Genomic DNA, 14317 nt, shown 5'->3' on the forward strand with positions numbered 1-14317 from the left:
AAGAGGACAAGATGAAAAATAAATGGTTATTTATTGCCGCATTGAGCGGCTTTTTCTGTATTGCATTCGGTGCATTTGCGGCGCATGGCTTAGAAAAAACCTTGACGCCAAAAGCCCTTGCCTGGATTGAAACCGGATTAAAATATCAATTCTTTCATACAATCGCGTTGATGGTATTGGGTACCTTGCAGCTATATTTAAAAGCAGACATAGATCGAGTGATAAACTGGATTGGTTCAACCTGGAGTTTAGGTATTGTTCTCTTTAGTGGCAGTTTGTATGCCTTAGCGTTAGGGGCAACAAAATCCGTTGCTTGGTTAACGCCAATTGGTGGCACGTTATTTCTAATTGGTTGGGCAATGTTAGCTTATAGAAGTTATAAAAATAAGTCATGATGAAAAAAAGCACTAAGAACAGTCCATTTAATACCTTGCAACAGGCACTTTTCACACAATTAAAAGATGTGATGAATGTGGATTATCGCCAGTTGTTGGCACGTATTAAGGGGCTATCCAGCATTAAAAATGTACAAACGCAACAAACGGTTGCCACTGAAATTGAAGAGCAGATTCAACTCGCACAAGTGCGTTTAATGCAACGTAAAAGTGCGGTCAAAACAATTGAATTTCCAGAAAATTTACCGGTTAGCCAACGCAAAGCAGAAATTCAAAAATTGATTTCACAACATCAAGTTGTGGTGATTGCGGGAGAGACGGGCTCGGGTAAAACTACGCAATTACCCAAGATGTGTTTGGAATTAGGGCGCGGAACCAAAGGTTTAATTGGGCACACACAACCTCGTCGAATCGCCGCACGTTCTGTGGCAACCCGTATTGCCGAAGAATTAAAAACTGAGCTGGGCGATCTTGTCGGTTATAAGGTACGTTTTAACGATCAAATCAGTGATAATACTATGGTCAAATTGATGACCGATGGAATTTTGTTAGCTGAAATTCAAAACGATCGTTTTTTGAATCAATATGATACGCTGATTATTGACGAAGCACACGAACGTAGCCTGAATAATGATTTTATTCTAGGTTATTTAAAACAACTTCTGCCAAAACGTCCCGATCTGAAAGTGATCATTACTTCTGCTACCATTGATGTAGAACGTTTTTCCAAGCATTTTAACAATGCTCCAATTATTGAAGTATCAGGTAGAACTTATCCGGTGGAAGTGCGTTATCGTCCCGTGGTAGAAAATGAAGAGCAAGATCAATTGCAAGCCATTTTAGATGCGGTGGATGAACTGCAAGCGGAAGGGCGTGGCGATATCTTGATTTTTATGAATGGCGAGCGAGAAATTCGTGATACCGCAGAAGCATTGCAAAAACAAGATTTAAAACACACAGAAATCCTACCGCTCTTTGCTCGCTTGTCAGCACAAGAACAGAATAAAATTTTTCATCCATCAGGCTTAAACCGCATTGTGCTTGCCACAAACGTGGCAGAAACCTCCTTAACGGTACCGGGGATCAAATATGTGATCGATCCGGGTACTGCCAGAATCTCCCGCTATAGTTACCGCACTAAAGTGCAGCGTTTACCGATTGAGCCGATTTCACAAGCGTCCGCCAATCAACGTAAAGGACGCTGCGGACGGGTCAGTGAAGGGATTTGTATTCGTTTATATTCAGAAGAGGATTTTAACAGCCGTCCTGAATTTACCGATCCTGAAATTTTACGCACCAATTTAGCCTCGGTGATTTTACAAATGACCGCACTGGGCTTAGATGATATTGATGCCTTTCCTTTTGTTGATGCGCCGGATAAACGCAATATCCAAGACGGCATTAAACTCCTCGAAGAGTTGGAAGCGTTTCATTTTGTGAAAACCAAATTTGGCGAAAAGCGTCAATTAACACAACAGGGTAAACAATTAGCGCAACTGCCAGTGGATCCGCGTTTAGCCAAAATGTTGTTGACTGCGGTGAAATTGAATTGTTTACATGAAGTGATGATTATCGTGTCTGCGCTTTCTATTCAAGATCCCCGTGAACGTCCGCAGGAAAAACAACAATCTGCTGACGATAAACATCGCCGTTTTGCCGATAAAAAATCCGATTTTCTCGCCTTTTTGAATTTATGGCAATTTATCCAAACGCAACAAAAAGCATTATCGAAAAATCAATTCCGCCGTTTGTGCCAAAAGGATTATTTAAACTATTTAAGAATCCGTGAATGGCAGGATATTTATCATCAAATTCGTTTAACCGTGCGAGAAATGGGCTTGCCGATTAATTCACAAGCTGCAGAATATGCCCAAATTCATACCGCACTTTTGAGTGGTTTGCTTTCTCATATTGGCATGAAAGAAAATGAAAAAAGCCAATATTTGGGGGCACGTAATGCTCACTTTGCGATTTTCCCTAATTCCGTGCTGTTTAAAAAACAACCCAAATGGGTCATGGCTGCGGAATTGGTGGAAACCTCAAGGCTTTGGGGACGAATGGTGGCGGATATTGAACCAGAATGGATCGAGCCTCTAGCCTTGCATTTAGTGAAAAAATCCTACGCGGAGCCTCGCTGGTCAAAGTCTAAAGGGGCGGTGCTAGCGGATGAAAAAGTGAGCCTTTATGGTGTACCTATTGTGGCAAGTCGCCCAGTGAATTATGGTTCGATTGATCCACTGCTTAGTCGTGAAATTTTTATTCAATCTGCGCTGGTGGAAGGAGATTGGTTCACGAAACATAAGTTTTTCCACCAAAATCGTCAGCTGATCAAAGAGATCGAAGATCTCGAACATAAAAGCCGTCGTCGCGATATTTTAGTGGATGAACGGACATTGTTTGACTTTTATGATCAACGCATTAGCACGGAAGTGGTGTCGCAGCGCCATTTTGATAGTTGGTGGAAAAAGATAAGCCAACAAGATCCTGAATTACTCAATTTTGAAAAAGCCTTTTTAACCAAAGACAATGCGGAACAAGTCAGTGAATTGGATTTCCCAAATTTCTGGCACCAAGGCAATTTGAAATTTAAGCTTACTTATCAATTTGAGCCTGGTACGGATGCCGATGGTGTGACAGTACATATTCCATTGCCTTTATTAAACCAAGTGGAAATGACGGGGTTTGATTGGCAAATTCCGGGATTGCGTAAGGAATTAATTATTGCCTTAATTAAATCTTTACCGAAAGCCTTACGTCGTAATTTTGTGCCCGCACCGAATTATGCCGATGCCTTTTTAGGACGAGCTAAACCCCTTGAAAAACCGCTTTTAGAGAGTTTGATTTACGAGCTTCGTCGTATGACAGGGGTGACGGTGGAAGCAGAAAACTGGCAATTGGATCAGTTACCAAGTCATTTAAAAATGACCTTTAGAGTGATTGATGATAAAGGCAAAAAAATTGCGGAATCCATGGATTTAGACAACCTTAAATTCCAATTAAAAGATCAAGTACAGGAAAGCATTTCTGCGGTAGCGGATGATGGCATTGAGCAAAGTGGTATTCACGTTTGGAATTTTGACAGCTTGCCACAATGCTATGAGCAGAAAAAGCGCGGTTTTACTGTGAAAGCTTTCCCGGCGATTGTAGATGAAAAAGAAGCGGTGGGTATTAAGCTCTTTGAAACAGAATTTGAACAGCAGGTCGCAATGCAACAAGGCTTACGCCGTTTATTGTTACTCAACGTGCCTTCACCAATCAAGTATTTGCACGAAAAGCTACCAAATAAATCGAAACTCGGCTTGTATTTCACGCCATTTGGGCGAGTGCTTGACCTAATTGATGACTGTATTGCTTGTGCGGTGGATAAGTTGGTTGTGGAGTTTGGTGGATTGGTTTGGAACGAGGCGGATTTCGACAAGCTACGGGATTTTATTCGTGAAAATTTAAATGAAACTACCGTAGAAATTGCCAAACAAGTAGAACAAATCCTCACACTGACTTATGAACTAAACAAACGCTTAAAGGGCAAAATGGATTTCACGATGGCATTTGCCTTATCCGATATTAAAGCACAGCTCAATGGCTTGATTTACCAAGGCTTTGTGCAGAAAACGGGTTATACACGCCTAAATGATTTACAACGCTATTTGCAGGCCATTGATAAACGGATTGATAAATTATTGCAAGATGTGAATCGTGATCGTGCTGCGATGTTAAGGGTAGAGCAAGTTAGCCAAGCCTATCAACAGCTACTGGCAAAACTGCCAAAATCCAAACCGCACTCTGATGAGGTGAAAGAAATTCCGTATATGATTGAGGAGTTGCGTGTGAGTTTATTTGCCCAACAACTCGGCACTAAATACCCGATTTCAGATAAACGGATTTTGAATGTGATTAGGGAGGTGGGGTAGTTACAATGCAACGGGTCAAAATTTTCAGAAATTTTTGAAAAATCTTGCTAAATTTTGACCAGTTATAACGATTTTTGATAAGAGCCGCCTAGATAGTATTCAGCTCGTCACGACTGTTTCTAATTGCCTATATTTTCAATTAATGCAATTAATGTGGGGAGATATTTTGTTGAAACTTAACTAATTGTTCTATTTGATGTGAGCTTGGGTTATAAACCCATTCATTATCAAAATGGGTTTTTAATCTATGTTCCATAAATAAATTACCGATAACTAAAGAATGGAATTGGTTTCCTTTTTCTCTTTGGCTTTTTATATCTCTAAGTAAGGTTTCAGGTAATGTTCCCATTACAAAATCAGAGATCATCAAAACATCTGCTTTTTCATAATTCTCCGATTGGCATAACGATAAAGCGTATCGTAATGCTGGTGCTGCATCTGTTCCACCATGAAATGATTTACTCAAAAAAGAAACCAAATCTGAGATACCTTTTGTGGCACTGATTTCAAAAGTCTCAATACCTGTTGAAAAATTAATGACAAAACATTTTCTATTTTCTGCTTTAGCTTTATTTCCTAAATATAAAGACATTGCTTTAGCAATATTTTCAGGTGTACCAGTCATTGAGCTACTTGTATCTATACATAAAATCATCGGTCCAAGTTTTTGATCTTCTTCAGTTTCTATTTCTGTCCTAATCTCCATTTGTTCATCTTGAAAGGCTGTTCCTTGTAATTCAAAGCAAACTAATTTTGATTCCAAATATTTTAGATCAAATAAAATAGCGGTATCAGGATCTGCCATTAATGCTAATTCAGAAGGAATAACATACTCCAATTCTTTTCCTAATTTTAGGCCAATAATTTCTTCTTTTGAATTAACATCAACAACCGGTACGGTAATTCCTATTGTCTGGGTAACTAGTTCTATCTTTGATGACTGCTCAATCTGTCGCATTTTGCCTAATAAATCTGCTATTTTTTGTGCTTCTTTATCTTGTGCAAAATAATTTGCCCAACGAGTAAGCTCTTTAATTGACTGTAGTGTTAAAGAGCCTACACTATCATCAAACCAGATTCCAAAATCTAAGCCTAAAGGAGAAAGTTGCTGATCTAGCTGCTGAATAAGCTCCAACCATTTTTCTAACTCTGCAAGGAATTTTTTTCTTGCAAGCTCAATTTGCTCTAATTCCCATTGAGCTTGAGATTTATCTAGATTTTTCTGCCACTCTTTCAACAATAAACTAGACGTAATTTCTTTTTCTTCGTTATTGCTTTGTAATTTTTTATGCCAAAAAGAATAATCAAAAGGGATGCCAACTGATTTACAAAACGCTTGGTATTCTTGAATAACCTTATCATTTAAAATAGATTTATTCTTATGGAATTCGCTATTCCAAATTTTCCATTGCTGACGGAATTTAGGATATGGGGTTTCCAGTTGAATAGATTTTTCTGTTTTCTTAAACCAACTACGAATATTTTCACTTAAATATTCTGCAAGTTGTGGGCGCTTAATAAGGCTTTCATATTTTTCAGAAAGGGATTTTTTAATAATCCCTTTTTCTGATAAGAAGTTTATTGGCATAACGACTCCAAACGTTCACAATCAGCAATGCGTAATTTGAGTTGTTCTATTTGTTCCAGAATACCACTTACGGCGATATCAATTTCATTTTCAGAAACAAATGGGCTTTGGAGTTGCTCTTTATATTTTTTATTTTTATCTTCCACTAAATTTAAAACTTCTGTTAATTCTTGGCGAATTTCTTTAATAGAATCGGATAGAGATTTTATTAACCTTTTATTAATATCATCTTTTTTATCGCCTTTATGAAAAAGTGGTTTGGGTATAAATTCAAAATCATCATAATCTCCCTGTCTATCTTTAATAATACAACTACCTTGCTTATTAAAATTGCAAATAAATCTACTCATTTCATTTCCATTCTCATCCACTGGATGAAAATTATCTTTGTTTTTAAAATTAGAATAGTCAATATAAATTAACCAAGGTTGAGAACCACGCCATCTAGATTTAAAATTAGCATTTACTTTAAAATATTTTTTCTTATTCGCTAAACTAACCGTATCATAAATATCTTTTGAATGATAAAGTTCTTTATGAATCTCTTTATCTAATTTATCTTTTTCTCTATCTAAATCAGCTAAGTCAATTCCACTATCAAAACCACACGCTTTAATTGCATTCATTACTATATTTTCTACAATCTCCCGATTATTAGGCGTAGTCCATAAACAATATTTTAATAAAACAACATCACTATGGTTAGTTTCCATACGTCCATTACAGAATGCCGACGCTTTTAATAATAATGCAGCTTTTTGCCAGCGTCTGTCAGAAACATAGACTTTCAATTTATCAAATTTATTTGTTAATTCTTGACGGATATATTTGATAATTAATAATGTGTCATTACTAAGCGATACATTATGTAATTGCTCTCGCCATTGACCTAATTCTTTCGTGCTAATAATCAATTCAGGACTTATATTTAGTTTCTCTGAGCTTGGTTTACTATTTAATAGTTGGTTGAAATTATCATTTTCTTGAATTGGTGGAACTAATAATCGGAGAATAAAACGGTCATATAATGCATCTAATCCTTGATTTTCTGCAGGCACTTCATTGGAAGCGGAAATAAGAGATTTTAATGGTACATCAATTCTTTCATTCCCATTTTTAAAAATATGTTCATTAATGATGGTCAGAAGATTATTCAAAATAGCTGGACTTGATTTCCAAATTTCATCTAAAAAAGCAAAATCTGCGGTTGGTAAATAACCTTCTATTTGTCGCATATAACGATCCTCTTTTAGCTCTTGAATAGAAATAGGGCCAAAAATTTCTTCGGGCGTAGTAAAACGGTTCATTAAACATTCAAAATAATTTGATGTTTCAAATGCATAGGATAATCTTCTAGAAATCAAGCTTTTAGCTGTTCCTGGTGGCCCATATAGAAAAGTATTCTGGCCTGAAATCGCACCTAACAATGTAATTGCCAAAATTTGCTCTCTTTCGTGCATATTGGTATTAAGTTGTTGAAGTAGGCGAGATATACGATCTTGCATAGCCGTTTTTTGAGTATTAATCATGTTGCCAAGATCTTGCAAAGATTGGGATTGTTTAAATTTTTTATTATTCATTTGGTAATTTTTCCTTAAGTGTAAAATACATGCAAATTATAGTAATTTTAAATTGGTAGTTAAATGTAAAATATTCTAGTATTTCCTCTAATTAGATTTTCGTATCCTTACTCGTATCTCTTTCATACAAAAATCAATATCGTCATAAACGAGTTCTATATTACAAAACCAAACTTGGCTTATATTTCTTCCCATTTGGCAAAGCGTTAGAACTGATTGACGACCGTATTGTTTGTACGTTGCATCATGTCCAGCCCCACTAGGCATGATCTCATAATTATGATTTAGTGTTTAGCATTTCCCCCAAAAATCCTTTTATCAAAAAGAGCAAAATCTTGATTTAAGATTTTACTCCCTGGGTGTGAGCGGAAGCGCATGTCAAATTCGTGTTCGTTTTTAAGTTTAAGAAAATCCGCCAAGGTAAGAACGTGCATTTTCTCACCATCATGCAGTTGGCTAAAATCGGCGTTACCTGTCATCATCACTAAAAAATGTATCTGTGGACGAAAGTCTTTATTGGTAAATTGTTGTTTGAATTTATCCAGTTTCTTTTCCAGTAAGTGTTGCTTGCTTCGTGTAATAGAAACGGGCGAATCCCCCATATCTTTATTGTCTAAATACCATTTATATTGACGAGGTATAATCTTTCTATTCCAATGCGTTAATTCTACAATCAAAACATTACAATGCATCACAATCACTGAATCAAATTCACCTTCTTTACGTTCTTTCACATCAACAAAGCGACAATCTGAATAGCCTTGCCATGAGAAAATAGATTTTAAAGTACATAATGCCTTAAACCCTTTTCCTTTAATAGGCTGATTTATTTTTATAGCGTTTGAAAATGCTTATTTGATTTTTTCAATCGCCCTTACTTCGTAACTGATTAAGCCACCTCCCCAATCTTGAATTTCCATAGATAATTCCTTTTATATTTTGAATATTTCTTTATTAAAGATGCACAATATATATTTAAATTTTTTGTAAAAACACAAGATATATCGACCCGTTAGTTTATCAAAGTTTTATTCAAAAAATAAGCAATAACCGATTAAATGGTGTGCAGTGTTATTTAATCTCCATTAATAAACGTTTTGATAAATTGTTACAAGATGTCAATCGTGATCGTGCCGTGATGCTAAGGGTAGAACAAGTTAGCCAAGCCTATCAACAGCTACTGGCAAAACTGCCTAAATCCAAACCGCACTCGGAAGGCGTGAAAGAAATTCCCTATATTATCGAGGAACTACGAGTGAGTTTATTTGCACAACAACTCGGCACAAAATACCCGATTTCCGATAAATGGATTTTGAATGTGATTAGGGAGCTGGGGTAAATGAGAAGTGAGACGAAGTAGATGCTAGCGTTTTGATATTTTGTTGATTTTAAAAATTAGAGTTTTGGTGATTATTAAATAATGTTATTGTAAAAATATTATATCATAGTAGGGATAAATACGACTTGTTTTGGTCATCTCTACCTAAAACCCTACTTTAGTCCTCATTTTTATAACTTTTATAGAATAATAAAAAAGCTAGAATATTGATTATTCTAGCTTTTTTGAATCTCTGGTGGAGCTGGCGGGAGTTGAACCCGCGTCCGAAATTACTCTACCTTCAGCACTACACGTTTAGTCTCGTCTTTAATTTCATTTACCCACTGCGGACAGACACGCGATAGATAAACTAGCTTGATTCAATTTAACGCTTCGATCCTCAAGCGGAGGCGTCCACGCGATCTCGTTTGAATTTGACTCCTCTTGATCCCCGTCTTACGAGCGGAAGCTAGGGAGAGAAGGCTATGAGCAGGTTATTAAGCTGCTAAAGCGTATTGTTCGTCGTTTGCGACTATTTTTTTGCGGTTTATTTACGAGGCCTACCGCACCTCGACGTGCACCTTGGGTTTCGCTAATCCCGTCGAATCCAGAATCAGCCCCAAAAAGTTGGCTTAGTCTAGCAAAAATCCCCCATAAATAAAAGCATTTTACAGTACAATTCAACATAATCCTAAATATAGAGACTATGTTGACGAACAGAAGGAAAATAAAACTTTTGTTGGGAAAAAGGTGAGTGATAGGGTGAATGTACGTATCTCTTACTGTTCGAAAGATCAGCAAATTACCTGATTACTATAACTAGACAACATCTATCTATAAAAACCATACGCTTTGCGTACGGAATAGAAGAGCTTAAGCACTAAGTGGAACAAAACATCCTTCTATAATGAATAAAGGCTGAAAACCAAAATTCAACATATAGGAGATAACTCATGGTAAGTAAATCTAATGATGATTCAACTCTATCACACACAAGATGAGACTGTAAGTATCATATAGTTTATCTCGAAGTATCGTAGAAAAGCGATTTACGGCAGATTGCGAGTGGATAACCGCCTAAAAGTTCCAGAAGAGCCTTTTTAATCTAGATTTTTAAAGAGTACAACTATCTCGTTTTGTTGTGCACACAATAAGGGGCTTTAATTGCTGAATTTGTAGGCTATGTCACGAAAAATAAATTGGATATAAAAATATTGTTGTGTTTCTGTATCCTTATGGATACAGTCCTTTATGAAAAAGGAGAGAGTATGTTTACTATTATTCAAACAATAATATTTAGTGGGTCGGTTAAAGGAGGTAAAAATTTTATCCGCCAAATCTGCTGTTCTTGCTCGTATTAACAAAGCAATGAATGGTAATTTTGGCGATCATAAATCGATTGGAAATGGATTGTATGAGATGAGAATTATAAAAGGTTCGGGTTATAGAGTTTACTATGGACAATATAGAGAAGTAACTTATTTATTAATTTGTGGTGGCGATAAATCAACACAGAAATCAGACATTGTTAAAGCGAGAGAGTTGTGGAAAGAAATAAAGCAACAAGAGGAAGTAAAAGTATGAGTAAGAAAAAAATAAAATTAAAACTGTTTGATATTGCTGAACATCTAGACAGTGAAGAAATGATTGCGGCATATTTAAGTGAAGTTTTAGAAACATGTGATACTAATGAATTTATTTCCGCTTTAAGTGATGTTGTAAGAGCAAAAGGAATGACGGAGTTAGCAGCAAAAACAGGGTTAAGAAGAGAAAGCCTCTATAAAACATTATCATACGGTAGCAAGCCACGTTTTGATACGATAATGAAAATTATGCATTCCTTAGGTATTAAACTTGTCCCAACGCACATCTAAAAAATGCCAGGGGGCAAGTACTTTTTATTTTTTGATGTTAACTCACCTTGGTAGGGAGCCATCGCTTTAGTTATTTTAGATCATTTAAAACCATAAAAAGTAAAAAATATATCTGGAGACAGTTTGATGGAGTTTTGAGGTAGTCAATGTGAATGAATACTACAAGATAGTGAACATCTAGTATGCTACATTATAACTATAGTGAGTGGGTTATTACATATAGCGTTCAGTGCATAAATTGATGATTCTTTTGATAAACAATATGCTCAATTTTAACATTTCTCATTTTTATTGTGTAAAGGTGATTGAAGTATTTAGCCCTATACCAATGTACAGGGCTAAATATTACTGCATCTTTTCGAATCACAAAGGCGCAAGTTGAAGATTGAACGAATAAAAAAGCTAAGTCCAATATTTAGCAATTTCAGTATGAATCGCATCAGCCGTTGTTCTTCCCTTTTCCCCTATCAATGCGCGACCAGCAATGAATGCTTTGGCTTTGCGAATGTCTTTAAATAAATGGATATCTTCTGGAATGATCCCGCCTGTAATAGAAAGTGCTAAACCGAGTTCTTCTAATCGCTTCATGTTTTCGATATCCTCTTTTGCCCAACTTTCTCCTGATAATTCAGCATCACGGGAGCGGTGATAAATCGCTTGTGTAATACCAAGTTTTACCCATTCCTGTGCATCTTCAAATGTCCAATTTCCATAGATTTCAATTTGAATTTCTTTTTTCACTTTTAAGTCGGGATGAGACTGGTTGAACTCATCGGCGACTTTTTTGCATGCTGCTTTGGTTGCAGGATGTGCCGCGGCAGACACGGTTAACCAGTCAGCACCCGTTTCAAAAGCCATTTTTGCTAAAATCGCACCACCATCTGTTGTTTTGAGATCGCAAACTAAAATGTGATGCGGGTGTAATGCACGTAATGTACTCACTGCTTTCATACCCTCTGCGCAGGCGAGAATGGTGCCAACTTCAATAATATCAACCATTGATTCGGCATGTTTAGCGTCAGAAAGCGCTTTCTCAAGACTGAGAGAATCAAGTGCAATTTGGAGTAATGGTTTTGACATAATTATTCCTTTTTTATTTAGTTTAAGACTGCATCAATAACCACATAAACATCTTCAGCAGTTTGACAACGACGAATTTTATCTAAATTAATGCCCGTATCACTGTCTGGATCATCAAGTACCTGAGTGATCTCCATGAGACCTTGCATATGTTGATTTGCATCACTGCCCGCAAGTGTGAGGAGCACATCGACAGGTTCATCTTCACCATCAAAATAAATGGGTGTATCTAGCGTGACGAGGGCAAAGGCTGTGCGATTGACACCATCCTCTGGGCGAGCGTGTGGCATCGCTAAATGGGGAGCAATAATGATATATGGTCCTAGTTCTTTAACACATTTGATAATCGTATCGTGATAACGTGGTTCGACGGCTCCCGAAGCGATTAACATATCGGTCCCTAGTTTAATTGCCTCCTCCCAATTTTTAGCAGTTTGATGAAGTTTGATTGAATTATTTTCTATGAGCGACTGTTTTAAATTCATGGTATGTCCTATTTAGTTGATGATTGAATAAGGATTCGTCTCCTTTAAGTGGTTTGCTGATATTTTTTGATTAAGGCAATTAATTCTGGACCAAAGGAATTTGGATTTAGCATGTTTTGTACACCCAAGACAAATTTATCTTCACCCACTTCAATTTCATCGGCAAGATGACGAGAAGCAACGATAATATCGATTTCATTTAATTTGCCTTTATAATCGGTCACTGCACAGGAATCCAAGGTATTTGGTATGTTATGCTTGTCCAGATAACTTTTAATCTTCATTTTCATCATCATTGATGAACCCTGCCCGCTACCACAAACTGCGAGGATTCGAATAGGGTTAACGGCTGTTTTTAGAACATCATGTTGGACGCTGTCATCCGGTGTGATTGGGCTATGTTCTGTCTTGTCATAACCATCCATTTGTTCCAAGGTTTTACCAAGTGCAGCGGCAGCGGCTTCTTCTGAACGTAATTGCTTTGACGCAAACACCATATAAACAATGGCTAATGTCAGTAAAACAAAAAAGAAACCCGGTATGCTAACAATGCCTTGCAATATTGGTGGGAAAAATAATGCCCAGTCCGCCATTCCCATCCAACCATTAAACGTTGTACCTTGGGTGGCAAGTAAGTGAATAACCCAAGCTGAACCAAGTACTTCTATGATCCCCATAATGAAACAAATTTTCATGACGGATTTCCAGCCACCAAATTGGTTCGCAAAGACACCGATCGTTGCATTTGAGAAAAACATCGGAATGAAGCCAGGAATAATCAGAATAGGTGAACTAAAACCGAGGAGCAGACCGACAGCTACAAATTGTCCAATCGCCCCCCACATAAAGCCAAAGACCATTGCATTTGGCGAAAAAGCATAAATGGCCGCACAGTCAATAGCGAGTACAGAGTTTGGAATAACGCGTTCAGATATTCCTTTGAATGCTTCTGAAAGCTCAGCAACAAACATCCGTACACCAGTGACGATGATTTGGATAGCAACGGCAAATTTTAAGCCCATTTCAAAAATGTACATAAACCAGTGGGTTTTGCCTGCCATTTGTTGCAAGTTATCTAAGCCAAAAGAGAGTAAAATGATGCCGAAAAATACAGTCATAACAAGTGCGGTTGCGGAAATACTGTCATGAAAAATATGTAGCCATTTCGGTAATTTCATTTTATCTACGGTATCATTTTTGTCGCCAAGTTTTGGCGCGAGTTTGACTGCGATCCAAGAAGCGATTTGTTGTTGATGTCCAATAGAAAAACCTGCACCACCAGTAACTGCCTGGGTAGGTTTATACATGATATTTGATGAGATTCCCCAATATAGCGCCATTAATACGGCAGTATAAATGACCGTTTCCCACATTGAGGCGCCAATAATCATATAGAATACAGCTACTAAACCTGCTTGTTGGAACATAATATGTCCCGTCAGCATGATAGTTCGAATCCCTGTAATTCTACGGCATACGACTAATAAGATATTTAAAAACAATGCCAGGATAACCGCGTAGCCAACCCACGCATAGTTATCTACCATCGTTTGGATGGTGGCTTGCATGCTGGTGTAAGGGTCAATCACTGCCCCCGTCAAATTATGATATTTTGATAACCCCTCAATTATTGGCTTGAAGTTTGCGACAAGAAAGCCAGATCCCGCCTGCACAATCATAAAACCAACAATTGTTTTTATTGTTCCTTTGATAACTGTTGTTGTGTCTTTTTTCAATAGAATGTACCCAATACAAGCAACAATACCAAGTAGAAATGGGGCTTTAGAAAGGACTTGATTATTAAAGCTTAAGAATAGGTTATAGAGTGTTTCCATAGTGACACCTCTGGATTTTTTCATTGTGTATATTTGCATGAAAGATTTCTGGATAAGGCCTGATCCAAGAAATCTGGGTATAAGCATAACAGCAAAAAAAGATTATAAAAGATTATATTTGATAATTTGTGAGCGGTTTCACATTTTTATACAAAGCGTGTAATATTTAAATTAATTAATTTATTTTTAATATAACAATATGAAAAATAATTGCTTTTAGATTTATTTTATCGATGTGAGTTGATAGTAAG

Annotated in this window: 10 protein-coding genes, 1 other RNA gene and 1 pseudogene; 5 read left to right on the forward strand and 7 right to left on the reverse strand. The window is 36.9% G+C overall.

The window, feature by feature from the left end:
* The first annotated feature begins 11 nt into the window (after nt 1–11).
* Both KPF51_RS03355 and hrpA read left to right on the forward strand, forming a co-directional pair.
* Nucleotides 12–395 carry a DUF423 domain-containing protein gene (locus tag KPF51_RS03355; RefSeq protein ID WP_061406138.1) on the forward strand — a complete coding sequence of 128 codons (384 nt, stop codon included), beginning with the start codon at nt 12–14 and terminating at the stop codon, nt 393–395.
* Nucleotides 395–4306 carry an ATP-dependent RNA helicase HrpA gene (gene hrpA / locus KPF51_RS03360; RefSeq protein WP_061406431.1) on the forward strand — a complete coding sequence of 1304 codons (3912 nt, stop codon included), beginning with the start codon at nt 395–397 and terminating at the stop codon, nt 4304–4306. The genes KPF51_RS03355 and hrpA overlap by 1 nt, the downstream gene beginning before the upstream one ends.
* A 148-nt stretch (nt 4307–4454) precedes the next feature.
* Here hrpA and KPF51_RS03365 read toward each other — a convergent pair whose 3' ends face one another.
* From KPF51_RS03365 to KPF51_RS03375, 3 genes are all read right to left on the reverse strand, one after another.
* Nucleotides 4455–5894, reverse strand: a complete 1440-nt coding sequence (locus KPF51_RS03365; protein ID WP_061406137.1) for a VWA domain-containing protein — start codon at nt 5892–5894, stop codon at nt 4455–4457.
* Entirely contained in the window at nt 5885–7474 is a 1590-nt protein-coding gene (locus KPF51_RS03370; protein WP_081106270.1) for an AAA family ATPase, read from the reverse strand. Before KPF51_RS03370 ends, KPF51_RS03365 begins: the two co-directional genes overlap by 10 nt.
* A gap of 284 nt (nt 7475–7758) precedes the next feature.
* A complete protein-coding gene (locus tag KPF51_RS03375) occupies nt 7759–8310 on the reverse strand; it encodes a nuclease-related domain-containing protein (RefSeq protein ID WP_196766247.1) in 552 nt (183 codons plus the stop codon).
* Nucleotides 8311–8477: 167 nt separating this feature from the next.
* Here KPF51_RS03375 and KPF51_RS03380 point away from each other — a divergent pair.
* Nucleotides 8478–8813: pseudogene (locus KPF51_RS03380) on the forward strand (DUF3418 domain-containing protein); the annotation flags it as partial.
* 233 nt (nt 8814–9046) lie between these two features.
* On the opposite strand, the gene ssrA reads toward KPF51_RS03380, so the two are convergent.
* Nucleotides 9047–9413: a transfer-messenger RNA gene (gene ssrA / locus KPF51_RS03385) on the reverse strand.
* Between the two features lie 678 nt (nt 9414–10091).
* On the opposite strand from ssrA, the gene KPF51_RS03390 reads away from it, so the two are divergent.
* Together KPF51_RS03390 and KPF51_RS03395 are read left to right on the forward strand one after the other, a co-directional pair.
* Nucleotides 10092–10376 (forward strand): type II toxin-antitoxin system RelE/ParE family toxin, encoded by a 285-nt coding sequence (locus KPF51_RS03390; protein ID WP_061406134.1) that lies wholly within the window; start codon nt 10092–10094, stop codon nt 10374–10376.
* Nucleotides 10373–10666, forward strand: a complete 294-nt coding sequence (locus KPF51_RS03395) for an addiction module antidote protein (protein WP_061406133.1) — start codon at nt 10373–10375, stop codon at nt 10664–10666. Before KPF51_RS03390 ends, KPF51_RS03395 begins: the two co-directional genes overlap by 4 nt.
* A gap of 402 nt (nt 10667–11068) precedes the next feature.
* On the opposite strand, the gene KPF51_RS03400 is transcribed toward KPF51_RS03395, so the two are convergent.
* From KPF51_RS03400 to KPF51_RS03410, 3 genes are read right to left on the reverse strand one after another with little or no spacing between them, the layout of a single operon-like run.
* The gene (locus KPF51_RS03400) at nt 11069–11746 is read right to left on the reverse strand and encodes a 3-keto-L-gulonate-6-phosphate decarboxylase UlaD (RefSeq protein ID WP_005726756.1); all 678 of its coding nucleotides are present in this window, start codon (nt 11744–11746) and stop codon (nt 11069–11071) included.
* A gap of 17 nt (nt 11747–11763) precedes the next feature.
* Nucleotides 11764–12231, reverse strand: a complete 468-nt coding sequence (locus KPF51_RS03405; RefSeq protein ID WP_064661066.1) for a PTS sugar transporter subunit IIA — start codon at nt 12229–12231, stop codon at nt 11764–11766.
* A 44-nt stretch (nt 12232–12275) separates the two neighbouring features.
* On the reverse strand, nt 12276–14066 hold the full coding sequence (locus KPF51_RS03410; protein WP_061406132.1) for a PTS ascorbate-specific subunit IIBC: 1791 nt from the start codon (nt 14064–14066) through the stop codon (nt 12276–12278).
* Nucleotides 14067–14317 lie beyond the last annotated feature (251 nt).

Source organism: Pasteurella sp. XG20 (genome assembly GCF_018968665.1).
Lineage (GTDB): Bacteria > Pseudomonadota > Gammaproteobacteria > Enterobacterales > Pasteurellaceae > Pasteurella > Pasteurella multocida.

Excerpts from the sequence above, each read along its gene's own strand:
- KPF51_RS03355 (WP_061406138.1), top strand. The coding sequence starts at position 12 with ATGAAAAATAAATGGTTATTTATTGCCGCATTGAGCGGCTTTTTCTGT.
- hrpA (WP_061406431.1), top strand. The coding sequence starts at position 395 with ATGAAAAAAAGCACTAAGAACAGTCCATTTAATACCTTGCAACAGGCA.
- KPF51_RS03365 (WP_061406137.1), bottom strand. The coding sequence starts at position 5,894 with ATGCCAATAAACTTCTTATCAGAAAAAGGGATTATTAAAAAATCCCTT.
- KPF51_RS03370 (WP_081106270.1), bottom strand. The coding sequence starts at position 7,474 with ATGAATAATAAAAAATTTAAACAATCCCAATCTTTGCAAGATCTTGGC.
- KPF51_RS03395 (WP_061406133.1), top strand. The coding sequence starts at position 10,373 with ATGAGTAAGAAAAAAATAAAATTAAAACTGTTTGATATTGCTGAACAT.
- KPF51_RS03400 (WP_005726756.1), bottom strand. The coding sequence starts at position 11,746 with ATGTCAAAACCATTACTCCAAATTGCACTTGATTCTCTCAGTCTTGAG.
- KPF51_RS03405 (WP_064661066.1), bottom strand. The coding sequence starts at position 12,231 with ATGAATTTAAAACAGTCGCTCATAGAAAATAATTCAATCAAACTTCAT.
- KPF51_RS03410 (WP_061406132.1), bottom strand. The coding sequence starts at position 14,066 with ATGGAAACACTCTATAACCTATTCTTAAGCTTTAATAATCAAGTCCTT.